Origin of the sequence: Bradyrhizobium sp. ISRA464 (assembly GCF_029910095.1) — a bacterium.
GTDB lineage: Bacteria > Pseudomonadota > Alphaproteobacteria > Rhizobiales > Xanthobacteraceae > Bradyrhizobium.
In genome coordinates this window covers 7,039,777-7,063,640 of sequence record NZ_CP094526.1, presented here as the reverse complement: position 1 = coordinate 7,063,640, position 23,864 = coordinate 7,039,777, and the positions used below count along the sequence as shown (strand labels likewise).

The 23,864-nt window shown below is 65.1% G+C and carries 26 protein-coding genes and 1 tRNA gene; 15 read left to right on the top strand and 12 right to left on the bottom strand.

Annotation, left to right across the window (positions count from 1 at the left end; genetic code table 11):
• Nucleotides 1-219: 219 nt before the first annotated feature.
• Complete coding sequence (locus MTX19_RS32760; RefSeq protein WP_280984949.1) at nt 220-1,014, bottom strand: DUF2927 domain-containing protein; 795 nt, start codon at nt 1,012-1,014, stop codon at nt 220-222.
• Between the two features lie 93 nt (nt 1,015-1,107).
• On the bottom strand, nt 1,108-1,677 hold the full coding sequence (locus tag MTX19_RS32755; RefSeq protein ID WP_280980914.1) for a L,D-transpeptidase: 570 nt from the start codon (nt 1,675-1,677) through the stop codon (nt 1,108-1,110).
• A 224-nt stretch (nt 1,678-1,901) separates the two neighbouring features.
• Between MTX19_RS32755 and MTX19_RS32750 the strand changes: the two genes are divergently transcribed.
• From MTX19_RS32750 to MTX19_RS32740, 3 genes are all read left to right on the top strand, one after another.
• The gene (locus MTX19_RS32750) at nt 1,902-3,449 is read left to right on the top strand and encodes an acetolactate synthase large subunit (RefSeq protein ID WP_280980913.1); all 1,548 of its coding nucleotides are present in this window, start codon (nt 1,902-1,904) and stop codon (nt 3,447-3,449) included.
• 49 nt (nt 3,450-3,498) lie between these two features.
• Nucleotides 3,499-4,035, top strand: coding sequence for a hypothetical protein (locus MTX19_RS32745; RefSeq protein WP_280973656.1), 537 nt, complete (start codon nt 3,499-3,501; stop codon nt 4,033-4,035).
• Nucleotides 4,036-4,492: 457 nt separating this feature from the next.
• Nucleotides 4,493-4,633 carry a hypothetical protein gene (locus tag MTX19_RS32740; RefSeq protein WP_280980912.1) on the top strand — a complete coding sequence of 47 codons (141 nt, stop codon included), beginning with the start codon at nt 4,493-4,495 and terminating at the stop codon, nt 4,631-4,633.
• Between the two features lie 129 nt (nt 4,634-4,762).
• Here MTX19_RS32740 and MTX19_RS32735 read toward each other — a convergent pair whose 3' ends face one another.
• A complete protein-coding gene (locus MTX19_RS32735) occupies nt 4,763-5,134 on the bottom strand; it encodes a DUF4118 domain-containing protein (protein ID WP_280980911.1) in 372 nt (123 codons plus the stop codon).
• Nucleotides 5,135-5,327: 193 nt separating this feature from the next.
• Between MTX19_RS32735 and MTX19_RS32730 the strand changes: the two genes are divergently transcribed.
• Nucleotides 5,328-5,681 carry a hypothetical protein gene (locus MTX19_RS32730; protein WP_280980910.1) on the top strand — a complete coding sequence of 118 codons (354 nt, stop codon included), beginning with the start codon at nt 5,328-5,330 and terminating at the stop codon, nt 5,679-5,681.
• Nucleotides 5,682-5,757: 76 nt separating this feature from the next.
• Here the strand turns inward: MTX19_RS32730 and MTX19_RS32725 are convergent.
• The 3 genes from MTX19_RS32725 to MTX19_RS32715 form a co-directional block, all read right to left on the bottom strand.
• A tRNA-Val gene (locus MTX19_RS32725) sits at nt 5,758-5,832 on the bottom strand.
• A gap of 110 nt (nt 5,833-5,942) precedes the next feature.
• Nucleotides 5,943-7,226 carry a hypothetical protein gene (locus MTX19_RS32720; protein WP_280980909.1) on the bottom strand — a complete coding sequence of 428 codons (1,284 nt, stop codon included), beginning with the start codon at nt 7,224-7,226 and terminating at the stop codon, nt 5,943-5,945.
• 135 nt (nt 7,227-7,361) lie between these two features.
• The gene (locus tag MTX19_RS32715; protein ID WP_280973652.1) at nt 7,362-7,967 is read right to left on the bottom strand and encodes a DUF1134 domain-containing protein; all 606 of its coding nucleotides are present in this window, start codon (nt 7,965-7,967) and stop codon (nt 7,362-7,364) included.
• A 92-nt stretch (nt 7,968-8,059) separates the two neighbouring features.
• Here MTX19_RS32715 and MTX19_RS32710 point away from each other — a divergent pair, with 92 nt between their 5' ends.
• The gene (locus MTX19_RS32710) at nt 8,060-8,584 is read left to right on the top strand and encodes a YHS domain-containing (seleno)protein (protein ID WP_280980908.1); all 525 of its coding nucleotides are present in this window, start codon (nt 8,060-8,062) and stop codon (nt 8,582-8,584) included.
• A 1-nt stretch (nt 8,585) separates the two neighbouring features.
• Here the strand turns inward: MTX19_RS32710 and cysQ are convergent, their stop codons facing one another.
• Nucleotides 8,586-9,413 (bottom strand): 3'(2'),5'-bisphosphate nucleotidase CysQ, encoded by an 828-nt coding sequence (gene cysQ, locus MTX19_RS32705; RefSeq protein ID WP_280980907.1) that lies wholly within the window; start codon nt 9,411-9,413, stop codon nt 8,586-8,588.
• A 141-nt stretch (nt 9,414-9,554) separates the two neighbouring features.
• Between cysQ and MTX19_RS32700 the strand changes: the two genes are divergently transcribed.
• The 6 genes from MTX19_RS32700 to MTX19_RS32675 all read left to right on the top strand — a co-directional run bounded on the left by MTX19_RS32700 (nt 9,555) and on the right by MTX19_RS32675 (nt 16,149).
• Nucleotides 9,555-10,205, top strand: coding sequence for a histidine phosphotransferase family protein (locus tag MTX19_RS32700; protein ID WP_280980906.1), 651 nt, complete (start codon nt 9,555-9,557; stop codon nt 10,203-10,205).
• Nucleotides 10,206-10,397: 192 nt separating this feature from the next.
• Nucleotides 10,398-13,106 carry a hybrid sensor histidine kinase/response regulator gene (locus MTX19_RS32695; protein WP_280980905.1) on the top strand — a complete coding sequence of 903 codons (2,709 nt, stop codon included), beginning with the start codon at nt 10,398-10,400 and terminating at the stop codon, nt 13,104-13,106.
• A gap of 23 nt (nt 13,107-13,129) precedes the next feature.
• Complete coding sequence (locus tag MTX19_RS32690; RefSeq protein WP_280985655.1) at nt 13,130-13,600, top strand: chemotaxis protein CheW; 471 nt, start codon at nt 13,130-13,132, stop codon at nt 13,598-13,600.
• 72 nt (nt 13,601-13,672) lie between these two features.
• Nucleotides 13,673-14,038, top strand: coding sequence for a response regulator (locus MTX19_RS32685; RefSeq protein ID WP_280980903.1), 366 nt, complete (start codon nt 13,673-13,675; stop codon nt 14,036-14,038).
• Nucleotides 14,039-14,125: 87 nt separating this feature from the next.
• Complete coding sequence (locus MTX19_RS32680; RefSeq protein ID WP_280980902.1) at nt 14,126-15,289, top strand: chemotaxis response regulator protein-glutamate methylesterase; 1,164 nt, start codon at nt 14,126-14,128, stop codon at nt 15,287-15,289.
• Nucleotides 15,286-16,149 carry a protein-glutamate O-methyltransferase CheR gene (locus tag MTX19_RS32675; RefSeq protein WP_280980901.1) on the top strand — a complete coding sequence of 288 codons (864 nt, stop codon included), beginning with the start codon at nt 15,286-15,288 and terminating at the stop codon, nt 16,147-16,149. Before MTX19_RS32680 ends, MTX19_RS32675 begins: the two co-directional genes overlap by 4 nt.
• Before the next feature lie 202 nt (nt 16,150-16,351).
• Here the strand turns inward: MTX19_RS32675 and MTX19_RS32670 are convergent, their stop codons facing one another.
• From MTX19_RS32670 to MTX19_RS32655, 4 genes are all read right to left on the bottom strand, one after another.
• Nucleotides 16,352-17,509: a glutathionylspermidine synthase family protein gene (locus tag MTX19_RS32670; protein ID WP_280980900.1), complete on the bottom strand. Its 1,158-nt coding sequence runs from the start codon at nt 17,507-17,509 to the stop codon at nt 16,352-16,354.
• A 68-nt stretch (nt 17,510-17,577) separates the two neighbouring features.
• Nucleotides 17,578-17,985, bottom strand: a complete 408-nt coding sequence (locus MTX19_RS32665) for a hypothetical protein (protein WP_280980899.1) — start codon at nt 17,983-17,985, stop codon at nt 17,578-17,580.
• 2 nt (nt 17,986-17,987) lie between these two features.
• Entirely contained in the window at nt 17,988-18,392 is a 405-nt protein-coding gene (locus MTX19_RS32660) for a DUF350 domain-containing protein (protein ID WP_280980898.1), read from the bottom strand.
• A gap of 170 nt (nt 18,393-18,562) precedes the next feature.
• Nucleotides 18,563-19,264, bottom strand: coding sequence for a response regulator transcription factor CtrA (locus tag MTX19_RS32655; RefSeq protein ID WP_016848562.1), 702 nt, complete (start codon nt 19,262-19,264; stop codon nt 18,563-18,565).
• Nucleotides 19,265-19,631: 367 nt separating this feature from the next.
• Here MTX19_RS32655 and fliI point away from each other — a divergent pair, with 367 nt between their 5' ends.
• The 4 genes from fliI to MTX19_RS32635 all read left to right on the top strand — a co-directional run bounded on the left by fliI (nt 19,632) and on the right by MTX19_RS32635 (nt 23,357).
• Nucleotides 19,632-20,957, top strand: coding sequence for a flagellar protein export ATPase FliI (gene fliI, locus MTX19_RS32650; RefSeq protein ID WP_280980896.1), 1,326 nt, complete (start codon nt 19,632-19,634; stop codon nt 20,955-20,957).
• 109 nt (nt 20,958-21,066) lie between these two features.
• The gene (gene fliJ / locus MTX19_RS32645; protein WP_280980895.1) at nt 21,067-21,486 is read left to right on the top strand and encodes a flagellar export protein FliJ; all 420 of its coding nucleotides are present in this window, start codon (nt 21,067-21,069) and stop codon (nt 21,484-21,486) included.
• A 232-nt stretch (nt 21,487-21,718) separates the two neighbouring features.
• Entirely contained in the window at nt 21,719-22,264 is a 546-nt protein-coding gene (locus MTX19_RS32640) for a sigma-70 family RNA polymerase sigma factor (RefSeq protein WP_280980894.1), read from the top strand.
• 193 nt (nt 22,265-22,457) lie between these two features.
• A complete protein-coding gene (locus tag MTX19_RS32635; protein ID WP_280980893.1) occupies nt 22,458-23,357 on the top strand; it encodes an anti-sigma factor in 900 nt (299 codons plus the stop codon).
• 174 nt (nt 23,358-23,531) lie between these two features.
• On the opposite strand, the gene MTX19_RS32630 is transcribed toward MTX19_RS32635, so the two are convergent.
• Nucleotides 23,532-23,732: a hypothetical protein gene (locus MTX19_RS32630; RefSeq protein ID WP_280980892.1), complete on the bottom strand. Its 201-nt coding sequence runs from the start codon at nt 23,730-23,732 to the stop codon at nt 23,532-23,534.
• Between the last annotated feature and the right edge of the window lie 132 nt (nt 23,733-23,864).

The window sequence follows — 23,864 nt, the reverse complement described above, 5'->3', positions numbered from 1 at the left end:
CGTTCATCACCAAATGCGGTGCTTATGGGTCCTGGCTTTCGCCAGGACGACGAACGACGAGTCCCGTTCACAACACAAGCCGCGGGGTATGGGTCGCGGCCTCCCGTGCGCAATTGCGCACCAGGCCGGGACGACGGTGGCGGATGTGGCACGACATCAGCTCCCGGCTTTCGCCAGGACGACACTGGTGTGTGCTGCGAGCGAAGCGCCTACGACGCTTCACTCCAGGTGATTCACCTTCTTCACCCAGGCGCGCACGTCGGCAAGCACATCGGGCAGCACGGCCTTGACCTCCTGCACTGTCATGCCGGCCTTGATGCGGGGATCGTAGAGCAGGTTCAGCAGGTATTGGTCGTAGACGTCAAAATAGCCCATGGAGACATTGTCGTTGAACATGGTCCACGGCACGGTTGCGGTGTCGTTGATCGGCCCGAGCGACTGCAGCAGCTCCTCATAGGCGCAATCGAAGAAGACGAAGTCGCCATTGTCGACGGTGAGGATCACGTCGGAATGCTCGATCTCGTAGTTGTCGTTCTTGCGGAAGCCGGACAGGCATTGCGGGTCGAGCGAGCTGCGGATCTCCTTGGCGCGTTCGCGGCCGTAGAAGGTCGCGATAGTGCGGTAGAGGTCGTGGTCACGCACGAGCTTGACGCGCACATTGGCCGCGCTGGTGTCCTCGGTCATCGCGATGTCGAGATGCTGGACCTTGGCGCGGATGTCGGCGACGACTTTCGCGAGCTGGGTCTTGCGGTCGGCGCGGGTGCCGTCGGCGAACACGCGCACCGGGCTGTCGTATTTCCTGATGCGATCGACCCGGCCGGCGAGATGATATTCGGCGCCGAACGCGGTCTTCAGGAAGCCCTCGACGATCTCGGTGTCGCTGAACGCCTTCTTCTCGGTACGCTGGCGCGACGTGACCGCCGGAATCTCGGCGGCGACGGCGGACGTGATCGCGGTGTCGACGGCAGCAATTGCCGCGGCGAGGAGGAGCAGGGTCGAGAGGCGGTGCCGCATTCCGAGGACGCTGCCGCAAGAGGCGCGGCAGCGCAAGGCAAGATCAGCCGTCATGCCGGATCGCTGTGTCAGCGCCGCCCGAGGCCGGCGCGATCAGTTCTTCACCACGACGGTGGTGCCGACCGAGACACGGTTGTAGAGGTCGACGACGTCATCATTGGTCATGCGGAAGCAGCCGGACGAGATCGCCTGGCCGATCGTCTCGGGCTCGTTCGAGCCGTGGATGCGGTACAGTGTCGAGCCGAGATATATCGCACGCGCCCCGAGCGGATTCTCGATGCCGCCGGCCATGTGGCGCGGCAGATCGGGACGGCGGCGCAGCATCTGCGAAGGCGGCGTCCACGACGGCCATTCCTTCTTCGCGCTGACGCGGTGGGTTCCGCTCCAGCGGAAGCCGTCACGGCCGACGCCGATGCCGTAGCGCAGCGCCTGGCCGCCCGGCAGCACCAGATAGAGCCGCCGCTCGGCGGTATTCACGACGATGGTGCCGGGCGCATAATTGGTCGGATAGTTGACGGCGGTGCGCGGGATCGGGCTCGCGCCGTGGCCGAAGAAGCTCGGTCCACTGTCCATGAAGTCGTGGGTGTCGAAGAATTCCGCCTGCGCCTGGCTGGCGCCTGCGAGTATCGTGAGCGCAGCAAAGATCAAGGCAATCGGGCGCATCGTCGTGACCCCCAGGAAGCACCAAGTATGTGTCGAGACACGCCACAATCGGAGGTGTTTCGCAACCGACGATGCCGTGAGATCACGACTTTCGAACAACACGGTTTAAAAAGGCAACACATCGGACGCGATACCTGCATTGATCGGCTAAACCTTTGACGAAACGGGCGAACAATGGTTGATCTGGACCCGACTACAAGAACATCTCTGACGGGAGCGAGACCATGAATGGTGCGGAAAGCCTGGTGCGGACATTGGTCGCGGGCGGCGTGGATGTCTGCTTCACCAACCCGGGCACGTCCGAGATGCATTTCGTCGCCGCGCTGGACAGGGTCCCGGGCATGCGCTGCGTGCTCGGCCTGTTCGAGGGCATCGTGACCGGCGCCGCCGACGGCTATTTCCGCATGAAGGGCACGCCGGCCTCGACGCTGCTGCATCTCGGGCCCGGCCTCGCCAACGGGCTCGCCAATCTGCACAACGCCAAGAAGGCCCATTCCGGCATCGTCAACATCGTCGGCCAACATGCGACCTATCACATCGGCTACAACGCGCCGCTGACGTCTGACATCGAGGGATTGGCGCGGCCGATGTCGGCCTGGGTGCGCACCTCGCCGGATGCGAAGTCGGTCGCTTCAGACGGCGCGGCCGCGATCGCGGCAGCCAAGAGTGCGCCGCCGCAGATCGCAACGCTGATCCTGCCCGCCGACACCGCTTGGAACGAGGCCGACGGAATTGCCGAGGTGCCGGCGGAGAAGCAGCGCCCGAGCTATTCGCCGCAGGCGGTGGACACCGCGGCGAGGATCCTGCACGGCGATGCGGCGCATACGCTGCTGCTGATCACCGGCAGCGCGCTCTCCGAGCAGGGGCTGGTGCTGGCGGAGCGGATCGCCGGCAAGACCGGCTGCACCGTGATGGGCCAGACTTTCCACCCGCGCATGGCGCGCGGCCGTGGCCGGTTCTCGATCAACCGCATTCCCTATGTGATCGAGCAGGCGCTGCCGATCCTTAGAGACTTCCGGCACATCGTGCTGGTCGAGGCCAACGATCCCGTGGCGTTCTTCGCCTATCCGAACAAGCCGAGCCTGCTCAAGGCGGAAGGCTGCGATGTGCATCGCATGACCGCCTGGGGCGAGAACTCGGTAGCGGCGCTTGAGGCGCTCGCCAACGTGCTCCATGCCACGGCCCAGGATGTCAAGCCGCAGCAGCGGCAGGAGCTGGTCAAGCCGACCGGCGCGCTCAATTACACGACGATCGCGCAGGCGATCGCCTACGCGATCCCCGAGAACGCGATCATGGTCGACGAGTCCGTCACCACCGGCCGCGGCTTCTTTCCGCCGACGGCCGCCGCGGCGCCGCATGACTGGCTGCAGAACATGGGCGGCTCGATCGGCTTCTCGACGCCGGTCGCAACCGGTGCGGCGATCGCATGCCCCGACCGCAAGGTGATCTGCATGGTCGGCGACGGCAGCGCGATGTACACGATCCAGTCGCTCTGGACGCAGGCGCGCGAAGGGCTCAACGTCGTCACCGTCGTGTTCGCCAACCGGATCTACCAGATCCTGCGCGGCGAGTTCGACGGCGTCGGCGCCGGCGAGCCGGGCCAGCGCGCGCAGGATATGCTGAAGATCGACCGGCCGACGCTCGATTTCGTCGCGCTCGCGAAGGGCATGGGCGTACCGGGTCGCGCGGTGACCAATGCGGACGAGTTCAACAAGGCCTTGGCGGAAGCCGTCGCGGAGCCTGGCCCGCGACTGATCGAAGTGCAGATGTAGGGCGCATATCCCAACCGGCCGCAGCGCGGCCCTGTCAGTCGGAGGCCTCATGCAGACCCAGCTGAACAAGGTGATCGCCGCGCTGCAGGATTTCTACGCACAGGAACGCTTCCTGCTGGAGCGCGATCTCGGCGAGCGGACACTCACTCACCGGCTGGCGGTCTATGTCGAGCGGCAGTTCGCCGGCTGGCAGACCGATTGCAACTACGACCGGCTCGGCGAGCGCACGCTGCGGCTGCCGCGCGGCTCGACCGTCTCGTCCGACGATCATCTCGGCAAATCGATCTATCCCGACATCGTCGTGCATCAGCGCGACATTCCCAACAATCTGCTGGCCATCGAGCTGCGCAAGGACAGCAATCACCAGCCGATCGAGCACGATCAGCACAAGCTGCAGGCGCTGACCGATCCGCATGTCTGGTTCGCCTACGAGATCGGCGTGCTGGTGATCGTCGGACGGAATGGGGTGACGTCGTCGGAGGTCTATGTCGGCGGCGCGATCGAGCCGGTGACGTCGATCTGGTTTGCCGAGCGGCTGCGCGTGAGTGAGCTCGCGGGAAAGCGCGACGATGACGTTCGGCGTTAAGCCTGGCGCTGAATCGTGGGCCGCGATTGCCGTGATAGCCCGTTTGGATCATGCGCCGCTCGCATCATCGCGCCACAAGTGAGGCGCGGCAGGTGGAGCAATTACAGGGGCTGGTGGTCAATTTTCAGTACGATCATATGGCGCTGCATATCACCGGCTTCGCTTCTCTTTCGCTCCCCCTTCCGCACCTGAATTCACCGGCCGTGACGGCTGGACCGATCGCGACGTCACTGCCCGAGACTGGGAAAGGCCGCCCCGCGGGCGGCCTTTCCTGTGCGCGCCGGGCGCGATTGTTTCTCACTGTTGCTTGGTCGCTTCGCCGCCGGATTTGGCGGATTGTCGCAGGTTCCGCGACACAGATCAGTTTGCGTGGCCGGTGCGGCCCGCGTCCGTCGGCGGGAACCGGGAACTTGGCTCCGCGTTATGCGGATGGGCAGGAGTTCCGAGGAGAGGCGCCATGCGCTGGCGATCAGTGACGGAAACGACCGACGCGGTGCTCGATACCGCCCCCGAGAACGCCTTTTACGCGGTCGGCTGGACCATCAGCGGCGTAGCGACGCTCGCCACCATCATCGCCGTCTGGATGTTCGGGATCTGAGGGCGGCGACATCGGCAGTTCACCGCAGCCGGCGTGCCGCAGCGAGGCTGCGCCGATCCGCTTCCTGCCCGTCGGCGGGCGCAAGCGGGCAGCGCGCATGGCGCGATCGAATTTCACTTCCGCAAAATTTCACTTCCGCAAGATAAAGAGCGCTTCACGATAGAGCTGCGAGAAGCAGACCAGAAGCGCGCTCGACAGCAGGAAGGTCGAGATGCTGTCGTAGTCGGCGGCCGTGGGCCACGCGAACTCGAAGCAGGGGGGGATGAACACCCACCACACGATTGGAACGGTGATGATGGTGGCAAAGGCCCCGGCGGGCGCGCCGCCCAGGAGACCCGCGATCAGGATCGCGGGGACGAAGGTCGCGAAGTAGAGTTGCAGGCCGAAGGTCGCGAAGACCTCCTGCATCGCGGTGGCGAACACCACGGCCAGCAGGGCGGCGGCGAACGTGGACAGCGACCAGGGGCGCAGTTTCAAGATGTAGTCGTTGCCCTTGCGCATCGAATTGCCCACGCCCCCGCGAGTTCCGCGGAAGGTAGCGGAGGAGGACATCAAATAAAAGCCCGTAGGATTCCGTGGATCCCAGAGTGCCGCCGGCACCGAGCGTTCTCCATGAAAGGGAACCGTAATCGTCAAGCCCCTGCCTCATTGTCGCGTTTACTGCGCTGCGGCAGGGTGGTTGCGAGACAACACAATGCTTGGACTTCTGATCATTCTTATCGCCATGGGCATCGGCTTCGGTTCGGGATATGGCCTGCGCGAGATGAAGTCTCGCCGTCGCCGCCGGGCGGCGCGCGGTGACGTTCCGGCGGTCCAACCGCAGCAGCACACGCCGCCGCTTATCGGTGCGGGACGAGAAGACCTCATCAATCTCGAGGGGCTTCTGGTTGCGGCCAACGCTTTCTCGGGCCGCCGCCGGGCATCACGCAGCGCGCAGCAGGTCGACCCCCGTCGCCAGCCCGATGAATTCGACGGGGCGGTGCGCGATTTGCTCGGCGAACTCAACCGGCGTACGCCCGCGCCGTCTCCGCAGCCTGCGCGGCAGTAGTCGAAGGCCGGGAGGCCCGGCGGTCAGATCGGTGATGTGGGCATGTCTCCGCCCACCTCGGTTATCGGTAGGGGGATGGTGGACGCACAAGGGATCGAACCTTGGACCTCTCCCGTGTGAAGGGAACGCTCTCCCGCTGAGCTATGCGTCCGGGATGTGACGTGCGAAAGGCCGCTGTTCGGCGGCCGGTCGAAACGCGCTTCGTCAGAGGCTGCGATTTACGAAGTGCCGGGTAGGGGTGTCAAGCCAAGACCTTCGAGATCAGGCCCCTTGTTGGCGGGCACGGGAGGCGTGCGACTGCAGCGCCCGGATGCGCTCGGCCAGCGTACCGCCGCCCTCGGGCAGGCCGCTGCCGGGGGCAGCCCCATTGGCGGGTTTGGCGGCCGTCTTGGCCGGCACGGCCGGTTCGGCCGCCAGCATGGCCTCGATCGCCGAATTCGGCCCCTCGAGCTGGATGGCAAGCTTCGCCACTTCGGCGGCGATATCGTTGATGCGCTCGCGCAGCAGCGCGTTCTCCATGCGCTCGGTTGCCCAGGAATTTTCGGCCTGGTGCTGGATCGCGTTGATGTCGCGCTGCAGCCTAGCGCGCTCATCGCGCGCGATGCCCAGCTGCTCCTCGGCCGCGGCCTTCTCCTGGCGCAACCTCTCGAGGAGCGATGACTTGCCGCCGCTCGTCGCGGCAATCTCCTCGCGCAGCTCCTGCACGGTGCGCTCGGCGGCGGCGTTGGCCTGCTTGAGCTGGCTGTTCTCGTATTCGCGCTCGGCGAGCAGCTTGCCCTGGGTGGCGAGCCGCGTCTCGAGGTCGTTGATGCGGTTGCCAAGCGTTTCGGCTTCCCTGACCTGGACGACGAGCTGCCGGTCAAGCTCGGTGACGCGCTGGCTCAGATTCTCGACCCGGCCGCGCGCTTCCGCCAGGTCGCGCGTGACGATCTCCGACTGGCTGCGCTCCTGGGCGAGGCGGGCCTGGGTTGCTGCGAACTCCTTCTCGGCGTCGCTGATGCGGTCCCTCAGCTCCTCGACCTGGGTCCGCGCCGTGACCAACTCGACCTGACGGCTGTCCGCCGTCATGGAGCGGTCGCTGAGCGCGGCTTTGATCTTGCCAAGCTCGGTCTGCTTGTCGGTCAGCGCCTGCTCGGCCGTCCGCAACCGCTCGGTCTTGGCGGTGAATTCCTGCTCGGTGGCGTGAAGCTGCTCCTTCATCGCCTTCTCGCGCGCCTCCAGCGCGAAGATCGCGGCGTTCTTCTCGCCAAGCTCGATTTTCATGCGGTTGATGGCATCGGTCTTCTTGCCGAGTTCGGCGAGCTGGCTCGTGGTCTTGCTCTTGAGCTGGTCGACGCTGATCTCAAGCCGGCGCGCCGACATCGCGAATTCGGCGCGAAGCTGGTCCTTGTCGGCCTGGATCTCGGCCATCGAGAGCGGGGTGGCGGCTTCCATGCGGCGCGTCGTCAGCCGGACCGCGCGGTTATGCACCAGCGGCACGATCATCAGGCCGCACAGCATCGAAATCAGGAAACCGATCGCGCCGTACATGATCGGTTCGATCATGAAGGGTCACTCCACAACAAAGAATTCGTTAATCACAATGCCATGGTGGGCCGGCCAAAGGCCAGCCCATTGCGGCGTTAACGTGAATCGCTGATTCGCGGCCAGGGTCGGCCGGACCACCCGTGCAGACAGCGACTAGAACGGGTTCCAGGTCGCGCGCGGGGTGTATTTGAGATAGCCGACATTGGCGCCGAGCCGCAAGCCGATGCCCGAGCGGATAGGCACCAGCACGATGTTGTTGGCGGTCAATGCGGTCATGCCGAAGCCGCCGATAATGTAGGCCGAACCGTCGATGCCGACGAAGCGCTGATAGATCGCGCTGGTGGATGGCAGATTATAGACCAGCGTCATGGTGCGCGCGCCGTCGCCGCCCCAGTCGAAACCGACCGACGGCCCCTGCCAGTAGACCCTGAGGTCGCCGGCATTCTTGGTGTAGAGCGTGCCTTCGCCGTAGCGCAGCCCCGCCACGAAGGCGCCTGAGCCTTCCTCGCCGAGCACATAGCCGTTGGGCAGCCCCCATTGGCTGACCGCGCGCTCGATGATCGAGGCGAGTCCGCGAGAAACATTGCCGAAGAATTTGTGCCCTGCGTTGACCAGTTCCTCTGGCCCGTAAGTATACGGGGTCGGTTCGCGCTGCGGCGGCGGATATTGCGGTGGCGGGGGCTGCTGTGCGGACGCTTGTCCGGTCCAGCACATCAGCGCGGCGAACGCGACCGCGGCAAGGCGTGATGCGAAAGTCATTAAGAACCCCTGCTATCGAAATCCGGGCGTCGCCCTTAACCCTATGCCAACAGGCACGGCTCTAGGTTGCGCCCAGTGTCCCCTCGACTCGGATGTTATCGGTATCAACTATGACGGCACAACGGCAGGAAAGATATGGTTGGTGCCGTGGAGTGGCGATTTTCGGCCTGTTGGCGGGCATTTTGGCGGCCACTTGGCCCGACTTGCCTGCCCAAGCCTCGACTACCGAGCGGGTGGTGACGAACCGCTATTCCGGTCTCGCGATCGAGGGATTCGATCCCGTCGCCTATTTCACCGACGCCGCCGCGTCCCTAGGCCGGCCCGAATTCGAGGCTGCCGAAGGTGGTGCGGTCTGGCGCTTTCGCAACGAAGGCAACCGCGCCTCCTTCGTGGCGCATCCCGAAATCTACGGCCCGCAGTTCGGCGGCTACGATCCGACCGACCTGGTGCGCGGGGTGACCTGCGCGGGCAATCCGCGGTTCTGGGTGGTGGCCGGGAACAGGCTGTATCTCTTCAATCGGGAAAAGAGCCGCGACGCCTTTGCCGCCGATCCGGCGCGCTTCCTCAAGGAGGCCAAAGCGCGCTGGCCGGAGTTGGAAGCGAATCTCGCGCAATAGATCAGGCCACCGCGGCCGGGTCGCCCCAGGCGATGAATTCCGGCACCAGGAAGTCCTTGCGGCCCAGTCCGAAATGCAGCGGTCGTCCGTGCGAATCGGTCACCTTGCCGCCGGCCGCGACGACGACCGCAGCCCCGGCTGCGACATCCCATTCCGACGTCGGCGAGAGGCGAGGATAGATATCAACCTCTCCTTCGGCGACACGGCCGAATTTGACTGCAGAGCCGAGCACGGCGCGCACGGCGCCGCCGCGCGCGTCGATGAAGGCTTCGGTGCGCGCATCGCCATGCGACCGGCTGACCGCGACGGTCCATGGCGCGCCGAGGGGCGGACAGTGACGGGTCTTGATCGGCACCGCGTGCGAAACCTTGCCATCGCGGAGCGTCAGCCGTTCCGCGCCCTTGCCGACGATGCCGCGCCAGATCAATCCCAGTGCAGGTGCGCCGACGATGCCAAGTAGCGGGGCGCCGTGCGTGACCAGCGCCACATTGACCGTGAACTCGTTGCGGCCGGCGACGAACTCCTTGGTGCCGTCGAGCGGATCGATCAGGAAAAAGCTGTCCTTGTAGGGCGGGCTCGCCAGATGAACGCGCTCTTCCGACAGCAGCGATACCCGCGGGGCCAGCCGCCCCAGACCCTCGACGATGATCTGGTCGGCGGCAAGATCCGCCTCCGTCACCGGCGAACCGTCACCCTTGCCGGCAACCGTCATCGTGGAACGATTGACCGCGAGAATCGCCTCGCCGGCCTGGATCACCAGCTCGGTCAGCGATTCCAGCAGTGTGGCGGCAGTCTCGCAGCCAATGGCGGGGGGCTGTGCCTCATTCATGAGCGGATCTCATATCCTGTTCGTCTCCCCCCTTATCAGTCCCGCCGCCAGCTGGCAGCATGCGTCTTCGCAGTGTATCAAGCCAACAGGCATGCGTGATTCGCACTCCTCCCGCGGCGTGCGGCTTTCCAGGAACAATCTATGTCTGGCACTTCGTCTCCCGGTCCCGCTCCCGATGCACTCGAACTCGCCGCGCTGTTGTGCTCGCGGGTCTGTCACGATCTCATCAGTCCGGTTGGCGCGATCGTCAATGGACTTGAGGTGCTCGATGACAATCCCAAGCCCGAGGATCGCGACTTCGCACTTGATCTGATCCGCAAGAGCGCCAAAACCGCCTCGGCCCGGTTGCAGTTCTGCCGGCTGGCGTTCGGCGCAGCCGGTTCCTCCGGCGCGCAGATCGACCTCGGTGATGCCCAGAACATGGCGAAGGGGCATATCGAGGACGGCAAGATCACGCTGAACTGGAATTTGCCGCGGCTGCTGCTACCCAAGAACCGGGTTAAGCTGTTGTTGAACATGCTCGTGATCGCGCAGCAGACGATTCCGCGCGGTGGCACGCTCACCGTCGATCCGGTGGTCGGCGAGGGCGAGGCCATCAGCTTCCGCGTCACGTCCGCCGGCCTCAATGCCCGCGTGCCGCAGAACATCGTCGACCTCCTCAACGGAACGGCGGCGAATACGGTCGATGCGCATGCCGTGCAGCCGCATTACACGCGGCTCCTTGCGGAAGCCTGCCGGCTCAAGGTGACGCTCACGCTCGACGGCGACAAGGTGATTGTCGCCGCGTCCTGAACGCGGCCACGGCCACACTGTTAATCAACGGTTACCACCGGCCGCGCGATTTGATCGCGCGGCCTTATGTCTTTGTTGATCCCGTTCTTTTGCAATTACTCAACCAAACTTAAACGCTTTGCAGGGAAGCTGGCCCGGTTCCGTAAGGCGCGGCGTTGTCGTGCGCCGCTGCGTTTCTAAAGGCTGGTTTTCATGGACGATTTGTTGCGCGAGTTCCTGACGGAGAGCAGCGAGAGCCTGGACACGGTCGACAACCAGCTGGTGCAGTTCGAGCAGGATCCGAACAACGCCAAGATCCTGGATAACATCTTCCGCCTGGTGCACACGATCAAGGGGACCTGCGGCTTCCTCGGGCTGCCGCGGCTGGAAGCGCTGGCGCATGCCGGCGAGACCTTGATGGGCAAGTTCCGCGACGGCATGCCGGTGACCGCCGAGGCGGTGACGCTGATCCTGTCCTCGATCGACCGCATCAAGGAGATTTTGGCCGGGCTCGAGGCCACCGAGGCCGAGCCCGCCGGCACCGACCGCGACCTGATCGATCAGCTGGAAGCCATGGTCGAGCGCGGCATGGCGGCGATGGCAGATGAGGCGGCGGTGCCGGTGGTCGAGGCGCCGCCGATGCAGCCGGCGGTGACCGCGGGCACGCTGGTGGCGCAGACGCTGGAGCGGCCGCTGCGTCCGGGCGAGGTCTCGCTCGACGAGCTCGAGCGCGCCTTCCGCGAGACCGCAACCGAGGTGGCGGTGCCGGCGCCCGTGGCCAGGCCCGCCGCGGCGCCTGCGGTTGAAGCCGCCGAGGCCGCGAAGAAGCCGGCGCGCAGGACCGCGGCCGCCGAGGCCGAGGTCGAGGGCGGCGACAAGATCGCCCACCAGTCGATCCGGGTCAATGTCGACACCCTCGAGCACCTGATGACCATGGTCTCCGAGCTGGTGTTGACCCGCAACCAGCTCTTGGAGATCTCGCGCCGCAACGAGGACACCGAGTTCAAGGTGCCGCTGCAGCGGCTCTCCAACGTCACCGCCGAGCTGCAGGAGGGCGTCATGAAGACGCGGATGCAGCCGATCGGCAACGCCTGGCAGAAGCTGCCGCGCATCGTCCGCGACCTCTCCGGCGAACTCGGCAAGCAGATCGAACTCGAGATGCACGGCGCCGACACCGAGCTCGACCGCCAGGTGCTCGACCTGATCAAGGACCCGTTGACGCACATGGTGCGCAACTCCGCCGACCACGGCCTGGAGACCCCGGCCGAGCGGGCAGCGGCCGGCAAGGGCGAGCAGGGCACGATTCGCCTCTCTGCCTATCACGAGGGCGGCCACATCATCATCTGCATCGCCGACAATGGGCGCGGCCTCCACACCGAGCGGATCAAGGCCAAGGCGCTCTCGAACGGCCTCGTCACCGAGGCCGAACTCGAGAAGATGACGGAAGCGCAGATCCACAAGTTCATCTTCGCGCCGGGCTTCTCCACCGCCGCGCAGGTCACCTCGGTGTCCGGCCGCGGCGTCGGCATGGACGTGGTGCGCACCAATATCGACCAGATCGGCGGCACCATCGACATCAAGAGCGTGGCCGGCGAGGGCGCCTCCGTCACCATCAAGATCCCGCTGACTTTGGCGATCGTCTCCGCTTTGATCGTGGAGGCCGGCGGCGACCGCTTCGCGATCCCGCAGCTCTCGGTGGTCGAGCTGGTGCGGGCCCGCGCCAACTCCGAGCACCGCATCGAGCGCATCAAGGACACCGCGGTCTTGCGGCTGCGCAACAAGCTGCTGCCGCTGATCCATCTCAAGAAGCTGCTCAACATCGACGACGGCGCGACCACCGAGGCCGAGCACGGCTTCATCGTGGTGACCCAGGTCGGCAGCCAGACCTTCGGCATCGTGGTCGACGGCGTGTTCCACACCGAGGAGATCGTGGTCAAGCCGATGTCGACCAAGCTGCGCCACATCGACATGTTCTCCGGCAACACCATTTTGGGCGATGGCGCGGTGATCATGATCATCGACCCCAACGGCATTGCCAAAGCGCTCGGCGCCTCCGGCTCGGCGGCCCATGCCGTGGCCGACGACAGTGCCGCTTCGCATGCCTTAAGCGGCGAGCAGCTGACCTCGCTCTTGGTGTTCCGCGCCGGCACCAGCCAGCCCAAGGCGGTGCCGCTCGGCCTCGTCACCCGGCTCGAGGAGATCGCCACCGACAAGATCGAGCTCAGTAACGGCCGCCACATGGTGCAGTACCGCGAGCAGCTGATGCCGCTGGTGCAGATGAAAGGCGTCCAGGTGCAGACGCAGGGCGCGCAGCCGATCCTGGTGTTCGCCGACGACGGCCGCTCGATGGGGCTCGTGGTCGACGAGATCATCGACATCGTCGAGGAGCGGCTCAACATCGAGGTCGCGGGCGCGCAGGACGGCATTTTGGGCTCGGCGGTGATCAAGGGCCAGGCCACCGAGGTGATCGACGTCGGCCACTTCCTGCCGATGGCGTTTGCCGACTGGTTCTCGCGCAAGGAGATGCGGCCGTCGGCCAGCGCGCAGTCGGTGCTGCTGGTCGACGACTCCGCGTTCTTCCGCAACATGCTGGCGCCGGTCCTGAAGGCCGCCGGCTACAAGGTGCGGACCGCGCCAAATGCGCAGGAGGGGCTCGCCGCGCTGCGCTCGGGGCAGGCCTTCGACGTCGTGCTGACCGACATCGAGATGCCCGAGATGAACGGCTTCGAGTTCGCCGAGAGCATCCGCTCTGACCACAATCTGACCGGGCTGCCGATCATCGCGCTGTCGGCGATGGTGTCGCCGGCGGCGATCGAGCGCGGCCGGCAGGCCGGCTTCCACGATTACGTCGCCAAGTTCGACCGTCCCGGGCTGATCGCGGCGCTGAAGGAGCAGACCGCCGAGATCCGGAAAGCGGCCTGACGGGACCCAGGGAAACAGGAGCGATGACCAGCAAGAGCGAAGCGAGCGAAGGCATCATGGCCGAATACATCACCGCCGTGATCGGCGGGCAGCTGTTCGGGCTGCCGATCTCGCGGGTGCAGGACGTGTTCATGCCGGAGCGGCTGACGCGGGTGCCGCTGTCGTCGGCGGAGATCGCCGGCGTGCTCAACCTGCGCGGCCGCATCGTCACCGTGGTCGACATGCGCGCCCGGCTCGGCCTGCCCCGGGCCGGCGACGGCAAGGCGATGATGGCGGTCGGCGTCGACCTGCGCGGCGAATCCTACGGGCTGCTGATCGACCAGATCGGCGAGGTCCTGCGGCTGCCCGAGGCGGGCCGCGAGGACAACCCGGTCAACCTCGATCCCCGCATGGCCAAGCTCGCCGGCGGCGTCCACCGTCTCGACGGCCAGCTCATGGTCGTCCTCGACGTCGATCGCGTGCTCGAATTGATGCCAGACGCCAAGGCTGCCTGAAAGCAGCGTGACCAGGGCGACGGAACTGAAGAACGAAACATCCTTGAGGGGATGAGGAAGCAGAGGTCGCAGATGAGAACGTGTCTTATTGTCGATGACTCAAGCGTCATTCGCAAGGTCGCCCGCCGCATCCTCGAAGGTCTCGATTTCCAGATTGTCGAGGCCGAGGACGGCGAGAAGGCGCTCGAGATTTGCAAACGCGGAATGCCGGACGCAGTGCTGCTCGACTGGAACATGCCCGTGATGGACGGCTACGAGTTCCTTGGCAATCTGCGTCGCATGCCCGGCGGCGATCAGCCCAAGGTCGTGTTCTGCACCACAGAGAACGACGTCGCGCATATTGCGCGCGCGCTGCATGCCGGCGCCAACGAGTACATCATGAAGCCGTTCGACAAGGACATCGTCACCGCGAAGTTCCAGGAAGTCGGACTCATCTAAGGTTGCTTTCGATCCGGCGGCGGAAGCCCTCGCCTCAACCGTTGTCATGCGTGCCGTTGCGTCGCTGGTGAGTTCAGGAGTGTTGCGTTGACAAGTGCTGCGACCCCGCCATCGCCCCCTACCGAGAAGGTGCGGGTGATGGTGGTCGACGACTCCGTCGTGATCCGCGGGATGATCTCGCGCTGGATCGGTGCCGAGCCCGACATGGAAGTCGTGGCGTCGCTGCGCACCGGCCTCGACGCCGTCAATCAGCTCGAGCGGATCAATCCCGACGTTGCCGTGCTTGACATCGAAATGCCCGATCTCGATGGCATCTCGGCGCTGCCGCAACTGCTGGCAAAGAAGCGCGACCTCGTCGTCATCATGGCGTCCACGCTGACCCTCCGCAACGCGGAGATCAGCCTGAAAGCGCTGTCGCTCGGCGCCTCCGACTACATTCCGAAGCCGGAAAGCACGCGCGAAGCAACCGCAGCCGAAACCTTCCGCCACGACCTGATCCAGAAAATCCGCCATCTCGGCGCCAAGGCGCGCCGCAGCGCGGCTCATACCGCGGCGAGCCCGTCGCCGGCGCCGGGGCACGACAGGCCGCGTGCGGCGGCTGCAGGCACCGTGCCTGCGCCTGCTGCTGCGCCGGTGCAATTCGCCCGCCGCCCGCTTGGCCCGCTGTCGCCGAAGGTGCTGCTGATCGGCTCATCGACCGGCGGCCCGCAGGCGCTGATGACGCTGGTCGCCGAGATCGGAGTGGTGATCGACCGCTTCCCGGTGCTGATCACGCAGCATATGCCGCCGACCTTCACCACCATTCTCGCCGAGCACCTGGCACGCACCAGCAAGCGGCCGGCGCATGAGGCCGTTGACGGCGAGGTCGTCAAGGCGGGCCAGATCTACCTCGCGCCGGGCGGGCGTCACATGCGCGTCGCCCGCCAGGGCATCAATGCGGTGATCGCGCTCGACGACGGGCCGCCGGTCAATTTCTGCAAGCCCGCGGTCGATCCGATGTTCACCTCCGCGATCGAGGTCTGGCAGGGCAGCATCATGTCGGTGATCCTGACCGGCATGGGCTCCGACGGCATGCGCGGCGGCAAGGAGATCGTCGCGGCCGGCGGCAGCGTGATCGCCCAGGACGAGGAGACCAGCGTGGTGTGGGGCATGCCGGGCGCGGCGGCCAATGCCGGCATCTGCGCCGCCGTGCTGCCGCTCAATCAGATCGCACCGAAACTTGTTCGTGTGTTTTCGGGAGACCGTTCGTGACGCCGCTGGACTATGAGTATCTGCGTAAGCTGTTGAAGGAGCGCTCCGGGCTCGACCTTTCGGCCGACAAGCAATATCTGGTCGAGAGCCGCCTGATGCCGCTGGCGCGCCGGTGGAATCTCGCTGGGATCACCGAGCTTGTACAGAGGATGAAGGGCAGCGCCGAGGCGCTGACCTCAGAGGTGGTCGAAGCGATGACCACCAACGAGACCTTCTTCTTCCGCGACAAGATCCCGTTCGACAATCTGAAGGAAGTGGTGCTGCCTGCGCTCGCCCAGGCGCGCGCCGCGCGCCGCTCGCTTCGCATCTGGTGCGCGGCCTCGTCGACCGGGCAGGAGCCCTATTCGATCGCAATGTGCCTGAAGGAGGCAAGCGCGCTGTTCGCCGGTTGGCGCATCGACATTGTCGCCACCGATTTGTCGCAGGCGGTGCTGGAAAAAGCCAAGGCCGGCCTGTTCAGCCAGTTCGAGGTGCAGCGCGGCCTGCCGATCCATCTCTTGGTGAAGTACTTCACCCAGCACGGCGAACTCTGGCAGCTCAATGCCGACATCCGCGGCATGGTCCAGCACCGCCAGCTCAATCTGCTGCAGGACGTCTCCCATCTCGGCACCTTCGACGTGATCTTCTGCCGCAACGTGCTGATCTATTTCGACCAGGACACCAAGGCGTCGATCTTCGCCAAGCTGTCGCGGATGCTCGAACCCGACGGCGTGCTGGCGCTGGGCGCCGCCGAATCCGTGGTCGGCATCACCAATCTCTTCAGGCCCTATCCGGATCGGCGTGGGCTCTATCAGCCGAACACCGTCGCGCGTGCCGGCGCAGCGCATGTGCTGAAAGCGGTGGCATCCGCCTCGCGCTAGCAGGTCTTCCGAATTCGGAAGATCGCATTGCTGCCTCCGCGTGATCCTGAGGAGCGCGCTCTTGCGCGCGTCTCGAAGGATCGACGGCCGCCGGCCGGGCCGAGCATCCTTCGAGAGGCGCTACGCGCTCCTCCAGCGACAGCGGCGACGCCGTTGCGCGGGGATGACGGGGATAGAGCGGCGCTTGCTTCAGAATCCTCATCTACAAAATCGCGTGCGGCAGGAAGCGCGAGGTGTTGCCGGTGATCGGGTTCTCGTCCTCGCGGATCGAAAGCCCGCACGGCGTGTGATCGACCAGCCAGCTGCCGAGCACCGGATACTGCCCGGAGAAATCCGGCAGCGGCGCAAGCGCCTGGCGGATGTAGCCCTCGGCGCCGTAGGGGCCTTCCTGCGCAACCAGCGTCGTGCCCGCGCTGATCAGGGCGACATTGGCGCCCTCGCGCGAATAGATCGGCTTGCGCACGAAGGAGCTGCCGAGCTGAGCTGCCTGCGGGTCGTCCTCGAAATAGGCCGGCAGCAGATTGGGGTGGTTTGGAAACATCTCCCACAGCAGCGGCAGGATGCCCTTGTTCGACAGGATCGCCTTCCATGGCGGCTCGATCCAGCGTGTCGGCGCGGTGGCGAGATTCTTGCCGAACGTGTCGTGGAACATCCACTCCCAGGGATAGAGCTTGAACGCGAGCTCGATCGGACGGTCGTCGAGGTCGACGAATTGGCCGTCGTCGCGCAGCCCGATCGCCTCGATGTCGAGCAGTGTGGTGGTCAGCCCGGCCTGCGCCGCGGCGTCCTCGAGATAGGCGAGCGTGCCCGCGTCTTCGGCGTTTCCGGTCATGCCGGCGAGATGCAGCGGACGCCCGCCGCCGAGCTTCTTCCAGGCCTCGATCAGCCGTTCATGGATCGAATTGAACTGGTCGGCGCGCTTCGGGATGATGTTGCGCTCGATCGCCTGCTCTAGCCAGGTCCATTGAAACACCGCGGCCTCGAAGATCGAGGTCGGGGTGTCGGCATTGTATTCGAGCAGCTTGGCCGGGCCGTTGCCGTCATATTTGAGGTCAACACGGCCGTAGAGGCTGGCGTCGTCGCGGTGCCAGCTCTCGGAGATCAGCCCCCAAAACGCTTCCGGGATTTTCAGCCGGCGCAGATAGCTCTCATCGTCGATCGTACGGCCGACCAGTTCGAGGCACATCGTATCGATCTCGCCGGTCGGCTCCTCGATGCCGCGCTCGATCTCGTCCAACGTGAATGCGTAATAGGCGCGCTCATCCCAATAACGCTCGCCGTCGATGGTATGAAAATCGAACCCGGCGGCCTCCGCGGTCGCGCGCCAGTCGTCGCGTTCGGGGCATTCAATGCGTCGCATGGGCCATAGCGTTTTCGAGCGAGGTGGTGTCCGGTTCGTGTGAAGAAAACGCGTCAGACAAAAGTGCCTCAGCCGCCGCCGAAGCCGAACGCGTGGGCGAACGAGCCGAAGCCGCCGCGGCTCACCGAGCTCGAGCTGGAGGTCGATGACGACGAGCGGCCCGACGAGGAATCGCTGCTGAAGAAGCTGCTGCGCGACGAGCTTCCGCCGCCGCCATGGCCGCCGGACGATGACGACGAGTTGCGCGGCGGGCAGTCGGCGCCCGGCTGCGGGATCGCCGGCGCGGCCATGCCGGGTGGCGCTGGCTGGGGAAGCTGGCAGTTCTCGCGCGGCATCAACGCATAGGCTCCGCCACCGACCGCGAGCGTGCCCATCACCAGCAGCGCCACGTGGTTGGAGCGCTTCACCGGCGGCCCCGGCCGCGGCGGCCTTGCCGGCCGGCGCTTGCCGAATTCCGGATTGGGTTTGGCCGCCATGGTCAGTAGATCATGCAGGCTGCATTGAGCGCGCCTGCCGCCAGCGAGGACAGCCCGAGCCAGATCGCCGGCGCCAGTTCGCCGGAGGCGATCCGCCCCGACAGGTTCGGCACCGGGATCTTCACGATGTAATAGACGATGATCTGCACGATCAGTGCGATGATGCTCCAGATCAGGCAGTCCACCACATTGGCGGAATGTGCGATCGCGCTGACCACCGGCAGTACAAAGCCGAGCAGGCTCAAGCCGAGCGCGATCGCGGCCGCGGGATCATTGTCGCGGATCAGCTGGAATTCGTCGTGCGGCGTGACGCGGGTGTAGACGAACAGATAGGCGACCACGGCAATCAGCGCCGTGCAGAAATAGACCAGGAACGCCGGCAGGCCGGCGAGGGATTGCAGGATCATGTCGTGGCGCCCGGAAATTCGGCAGGAATCGCGCAGCGCAGAATTGCACGTTCCGTTCGTCGGCGCATACGGGAGCCGGGTTCAATCCCAAACAAAAACCCCGCCGATTGCGGCGGGGTCCAGTCGGGAGGAGCGAACCGGATGGTTCGCTACTGACACCCTTGCGAAGATCAGGCGGGGATGCGCTCGTCGGCCTCGTGCGGCTCGCGCAGCACGTAGCCGCGGCCCCACACGGTTTCGATGAAGTTGCGGCCCTCGGAGGCGTTAGCGAGCTTCTTGCGCAGCTTGCAGATGAAGACGTCGATGATCTTCAGCTCCGGCTCGTCCATGCCGCCGTAGAGGTGGTTGAGGAACATTTCCTTGGTGAGCGTGGTGCCTTTGCGGAGCGAGAGCAGCTCCAGCATCTGGTATTCCTTGCCGGTCAGGTGCACGCGCTGCCCGCCGACCTCGACCGTCTTGGTGTCGAGATTGACCACGAGATCGCCGGTCTGGATGACGGACTGGGCGTGGCCCTTGGAGCGGCGCACGATCGCGTGGATGCGGGCGACCAGTTCGTCCTTGTGGAAGGGCTTGGTCATGTAGTCGTCGGCGCCGACGCCGAGACCCTTAACCTTGTCCTCGATGCCGGCGAGGCCCGAGAGGATCAGAATTGGGGTTTTGATCTTCGACACCCGGAGCTGCTTGAGCACGTCGTAGCCGGACATGTCGGGCAGGTTGAGGTCGAGAAGGATGATGTCGTAGTCGTAAAGTTTGCCGAGATCGACGCCTTCTTCACCGAGGTCCGTCGTGTAGACGTTGAAACTCTCGGACTTGAGCATCAATTCGATCGACTGCGCGACGGCGCTGTCATCTTCAATCAGCAAAACGCGCATGCCAGTCCCCTTTAGTCGCCGCTCCGGGCGTCAGGTCGGCCGCACTTGCGGCACTCACAGAACGCCTTTGAACAACTGATTCGGATCCTGACGAGCTATGGTTAACAAAAACTGATTCCTCCGCGCAAGCTCTAACCGTGCAATTTCAGTCGAATCGCCCTAAGATATTGCGTAGAAGAAGCTTTTCCTACCCGTTCTCGTTCAAGTTCCAGATTAAGAGACGGCGCTAACCGACTCTCGCGACTCGCCCTTCTTCTGTCGGGCAAGCGACCTCAGTCACCAAAGACAGTGACGCAATGATTAACGATGCGGGTAAACACGAAGTTAAGCGGCAAAACCAAAAGCGCGGAAACTTAAGGTTTTCGCAATGAAGGCGCTCGCGGAGCAGATCGGCGACATCGACGGCGTCAATATTTATGGCCGCGTCGTCGGGGTGCGCGGCCTCATGGTCGAGATCGCAGGCCCGATCCACGCGATGTCGGTCGGCGCCCGCATCGTGATCGACGTCGGCGCCGGCCGCGTCATCCCCGCCGAAGTCATCGGCTTCTCCGGCAGCAACGCGGTCGTGATGCCGTTCGGCGGCCTCGACGGCGTACGGCGCGGCTGCCGTGCCGTCATCGCCAATGCCGCAAGCCAGGTGCGGCCGTCGCCGGCCTGGCTCGGCCGCGTCATCAACGCGATGGGCGAGGCGATCGACGGCAAGGGCCCGCTGTCGCAGGGTGCATCGCCGATGCCCTACCGCAATCCGCCGCCGCCGGCGCATTCGCGCAAGCGGGTCGGTGCCCCGCTCGATCTCGGCGTGCGCGGCCTCAATACATTCCTGACCTGCTGCCGCGGCCAGCGGCTCGGCATCTTCGCGGGCTCCGGCGTCGGCAAGTCGGTGCTGTTGTCGATGCTGGCGCGCAATGTCGATGCCGACATCTCCGTCATCGGCCTGATCGGCGAGCGCGGCCGCGAGGTGCAGGAATTCCTGCAGGAGGACCTCGGCGAGGAGGGCCTGGCGCGCTCGGTCGTGGTGGTCGCGACATCGGACGAACCGGCGCTGATGCGGCGCCAGGCGGCGTATCTCACGCTCGCGATCGCGGAGTATTTCCGCGACGAGGACAAGGACGTGCTGTGTCTGATGGACTCGGTCACGCGCTTCGCCATGGCGCAGCGCGAGATCGGCCTCTCGGCGGGCGAGCCGCCGACCGCCAAGGGCTACACGCCGACCGTGTTCACCGAACTGCCGAAGCTCTTGGAGCGGGCAGGGCCGGGCACCGGGGCCGGCACCATCACCGCGATCTTCACGGTGCTGGTCGACGGCGACGATCACAACGAGCCGATTGCGGACGCGGTGCGCGGCATCCTCGACGGCCACATCGTGATGCAGCGCGCGATCGCCGAGCGCGGCCGCTATCCGGCTGTCAACATCCTCAAGTCGGTGTCGCGCACCATGCCGCGCTCCGCCGACCCGGCCTTCCTGCCCTTCATCACCAAGGCGCGGCAGGTGATGGCGATCTATGCCGACATGGAAGAGCTGATCCGGCTCGGCGCCTACCGGCCGGGTTCCAGTGCTGAGGTCGACGAGGCGATCCGGCTGCACGAACCGCTGGAGGCGTTCCTGCGCCAGGCCAAGGACGAGGCGACCAGTCTCGGCGATGGCTACCGGCAACTCGCCCAAATCCTGTCGGGTTTGGAAACGGAACGCTAACTTTGTCAGGCCATCATCCGCGGCACACCATTAGCGATGCCGGCGGGGCCCAGCGGGAAGCCGGCTCTGTCCCGCGTCCAAAATCGGGACTTCTGGGGAGTAAGAGTCGATGAAGTCACGTGAAACGCTGATCCGGCTGAAGAAGTTTCAGGTCGACGAAAAGCGCCGCCGGGTCACCCAGATCGAAGGCATGATCGCCGACTTCCAGCGCATGTCGGTCGAGCTTGAGCGCGAGATCCAGGTCGAGCAGGAGCGCGCCGGGATCAACGATCCCTCCCATTTCGCCTATCCGACCTACGCCAAGGCGGCGATCCAGCGCCGGGAAAACCTGACCCGCTCGGCTGAAGAATTGCGCGGCCAGCTCGAGGACGCCAAGGCGCTGCTGTCGGACGCATTTGAGGAGCTCAAGAAGGTCGAGCTACTCGACGAGCGCGACCAGGCGCGCGAGCGCGCTGAAGAGACCGCCCGCGAGCAGGCCGATATGGACTCGATCGGCCTGATGCGCGCCCGTCTCGGCGTCATCGCCTGACGCATCTCGTCCAACCCGGAATACGATGAGAAAACCCGGGCCTTTGGCCCGGGTTTTTGTTTGAACTTCCACAAGCCGGCCGATCGGTGGATCGGGTGGCAAGAAAATATGCTACGACCGTTCAGGAGATGGCGGCAAAGACAATTGGCGGCAAGACCATTGGCAACACGGCAGTTGGCATCGAGCGGTTGGCGACGACGCGATGGGGAAAGCGGGCTTTGGGGGACGCTGAATGCTGACGCCGGCTGAGCTGGTCTGGCTGATCGCCGCCGTCGCCAAGGGGGATGAGGCCGCTTTTGAGCGACTCTACGCCGCTACGCGCGCGAAACTCTTCGGCGTCGTGCTCCGTATCTTGCGGCGGCAAGACCTTGCCGAGGAGGTCATCCAGGAGGCCTACGTCAAGATCTGGAACAGCGCCGGACAGTTCAATCCAGCCCTCTCTTCCCCGATCACTTGGATGGCGTCGATCGCGCGCAACCGCGCCATCGATGTCGTGCGCAAGCGCGGCGAGGTCTCGCTCGAGGAAGAACCGGCGGCGATGGAAGTGGCCGCGGAATCGCCCGATCCGCTGGCGCGACGGGAGATGGCGGAGGAGTTGAAGCGGCTGCTGGAGTGCGTCGGTCGTCTGGAGCCGGATCGTCAGAAGCTCGTGCTGCTCGCCTATTACAACGGTTGGAGCCGCGAGCAGCTGGCCGCGAAATTCGAGACGCCGGTGAACACGGTGAAGACCTGGCTGCGCCGGAGCATGCTGGAAATCAGGGAGTGTCTTGGACTTTAGCCATGACGAGATCAGCCTCAGCCCTTGCCGCATCGCCGGTCCACCTCTCCCCCTGTGGGAGAGGTCGGATGGCATCGCCAGATGCCATCCGGGTGAGGGGGGGTGCTCTCTCGTGGGACCCGATGCCCCTCACCCGAATTGCTTCGCAATTCGATCTCTCCCCGATGGGGAGAGGTGATGGCGAGCGAGAGTGATGGCCTATAGCGAAGACCATATCGTGCTCGCCGCGGAATATGCGCTCGGCACGCTCGATGCGGAGGAGCGCACGCAGGTCGAGACCATGATGGCCGTCGACACGGAGTTCGCCGCGGTCGTGCAGGCATGGGAGTTCAGGCTCGGACCGCTGAACCAGATGGTCGGCCTGGTCGAGCCGCGGCCGATCGTCTGGGAGAACATCAAGGCGGCGATCGGTCATTCCGGCGAAGCACAGGCGCCGCTCGTGCTGCCCGAGCCGCGGCCACCGGAGCCGACAGCGGAGCCGCAGGCCGAGCCGGCCGAGATCCGGCCGGCGCTGGTCGCCGACGAGAGCAATGTCGTCGACCTCGCGGGCCGCGTGAAGCGCTGGCGCGGCATCGCGTCGATTGCGAGCGCGATCGCGGCGGCCCTGCTCGTGATGGTCGGGCTGCAGATCTTCCAGCCCGATACCCTGCCGGACGGCCTGCGTCCGAAGCCGCGCATCCGAACCGTCGAGGTGAAGACGCCGGCGCCGGTGCTCACACCATCCGCGCAATATGTCGCACTGCTGCAGGGCCAGGGCGGCGGTCCGGCCTTCATCCTGACCATCGACGGCGCGACCAAGAACTTCACGGTCCGCAAGGTCAGTGCCACGGCGGAGCAAGGCAAGAGCTTCGAGCTCTGGCTGATCTCCGACAAGCTGCCGCAGCCGCGTTCCCTCGGTGTGATCGGCGCAGAGGACTTCACCGAGCGTCCCATGCTGTCGTCCTACGACTCCGATGTCATCAACGACGCCACCTATGCCGTGACCGTGGAGCAGGAGGGCGGATCGCCGAGCGGCCAGCCGACCTCGGCGCCGGTGTTCGCCGGCAAGCTGATCGAGACGGTGCCGCCTGCGTCGGGTTCGGCGCCGCGGTAAGCCGCTCTGCGCGAGAGCTAGAATCGTTGCGGCCACCGGGCGCACAAAAAAGAAAACGCCCGTGGGGAGCGGGCGTTTTCAACAGTCAACTTGGGGGTAGTTGGGGGTCTTAATATCCACGTAGCGACTTTGGGGGGCTGTAAAGAGCTACGTGAATTCCGTGAAACTCTCCTGTTAGCGGACGAGCGAGTTGCTCGAGCTTGTGACTGCAACCGGCTTGTCGGCCTTTATGACACGCGCCGTCTGCGCGTAGCCCTCGTCCGACCAGTTGCGCGCCGAGATTCCGAAACCGGCCACCAGGATACCCGCGATCAGGGCAACCACGACGATCTTCAGATGCGTCATGCGATCTGCGCTGTAGATCGAGTGGTTCATGGAAGTCTCCTGCCGCCTTCCTGGTCTTGTAGATATGTCGGTTACGTTCTCTGCTGGGTTCAATGTCTCGCCCCCGCTAACGTAGGATTTGTCGATTCCGTTCCCTAGAGGCGATCACAAGGCGGTGATAAG

Coding starts and splice junctions, on each gene's coding strand:
- MTX19_RS32710 (WP_280980908.1), top strand. CDS start 8,060: ATGTTATCGGTATCAACTATGACGGCACAACGGCAGGAAAGATATGGT.
- MTX19_RS32690 (WP_280985655.1), top strand. CDS start 13,130: ATGACCAGCAAGAGCGAAGCGAGCGAAGGCATCATGGCCGAATACATC.
- MTX19_RS32695 (WP_280980905.1), top strand. CDS start 10,398: ATGGACGATTTGTTGCGCGAGTTCCTGACGGAGAGCAGCGAGAGCCTG.
- MTX19_RS32740 (WP_280980912.1), top strand. CDS start 4,493: ATGCGCTGGCGATCAGTGACGGAAACGACCGACGCGGTGCTCGATACC.
- MTX19_RS32665 (WP_280980899.1), bottom strand. CDS start 17,985: ATGGCGGCCAAACCCAATCCGGAATTCGGCAAGCGCCGGCCGGCAAGG.
- MTX19_RS32760 (WP_280984949.1), bottom strand. CDS start 1,014: ATGCGGCACCGCCTCTCGACCCTGCTCCTCCTCGCCGCGGCAATTGCT.
- MTX19_RS32720 (WP_280980909.1), bottom strand. CDS start 7,226: ATGATCGAACCGATCATGTACGGCGCGATCGGTTTCCTGATTTCGATG.
- MTX19_RS32655 (WP_016848562.1), bottom strand. CDS start 19,264: ATGCGCGTTTTGCTGATTGAAGATGACAGCGCCGTCGCGCAGTCGATC.
- MTX19_RS32640 (WP_280980894.1), top strand. CDS start 21,719: ATGCTGACGCCGGCTGAGCTGGTCTGGCTGATCGCCGCCGTCGCCAAG.
- MTX19_RS32660 (WP_280980898.1), bottom strand. CDS start 18,392: ATGATCCTGCAATCCCTCGCCGGCCTGCCGGCGTTCCTGGTCTATTTC.
- MTX19_RS32750 (WP_280980913.1), top strand. CDS start 1,902: ATGAATGGTGCGGAAAGCCTGGTGCGGACATTGGTCGCGGGCGGCGTG.
- MTX19_RS32635 (WP_280980893.1), top strand. CDS start 22,458: ATGGCCTATAGCGAAGACCATATCGTGCTCGCCGCGGAATATGCGCTC.
- MTX19_RS32735 (WP_280980911.1), bottom strand. CDS start 5,134: ATGCGCAAGGGCAACGACTACATCTTGAAACTGCGCCCCTGGTCGCTG.
- fliI (WP_280980896.1), top strand. CDS start 19,632: ATGAAGGCGCTCGCGGAGCAGATCGGCGACATCGACGGCGTCAATATT.
- MTX19_RS32630 (WP_280980892.1), bottom strand. CDS start 23,732: ATGAACCACTCGATCTACAGCGCAGATCGCATGACGCATCTGAAGATC.
- MTX19_RS32670 (WP_280980900.1), bottom strand. CDS start 17,509: ATGCGACGCATTGAATGCCCCGAACGCGACGACTGGCGCGCGACCGCG.
- MTX19_RS32745 (WP_280973656.1), top strand. CDS start 3,499: ATGCAGACCCAGCTGAACAAGGTGATCGCCGCGCTGCAGGATTTCTAC.
- cysQ (WP_280980907.1), bottom strand. CDS start 9,413: ATGAATGAGGCACAGCCCCCCGCCATTGGCTGCGAGACTGCCGCCACA.
- fliJ (WP_280980895.1), top strand. CDS start 21,067: ATGAAGTCACGTGAAACGCTGATCCGGCTGAAGAAGTTTCAGGTCGAC.
- MTX19_RS32715 (WP_280973652.1), bottom strand. CDS start 7,967: ATGACTTTCGCATCACGCCTTGCCGCGGTCGCGTTCGCCGCGCTGATG.
- MTX19_RS32730 (WP_280980910.1), top strand. CDS start 5,328: ATGCTTGGACTTCTGATCATTCTTATCGCCATGGGCATCGGCTTCGGT.
- MTX19_RS32685 (WP_280980903.1), top strand. CDS start 13,673: ATGAGAACGTGTCTTATTGTCGATGACTCAAGCGTCATTCGCAAGGTC.
- MTX19_RS32700 (WP_280980906.1), top strand. CDS start 9,555: ATGTCTGGCACTTCGTCTCCCGGTCCCGCTCCCGATGCACTCGAACTC.
- MTX19_RS32755 (WP_280980914.1), bottom strand. CDS start 1,677: ATGCGCCCGATTGCCTTGATCTTTGCTGCGCTCACGATACTCGCAGGC.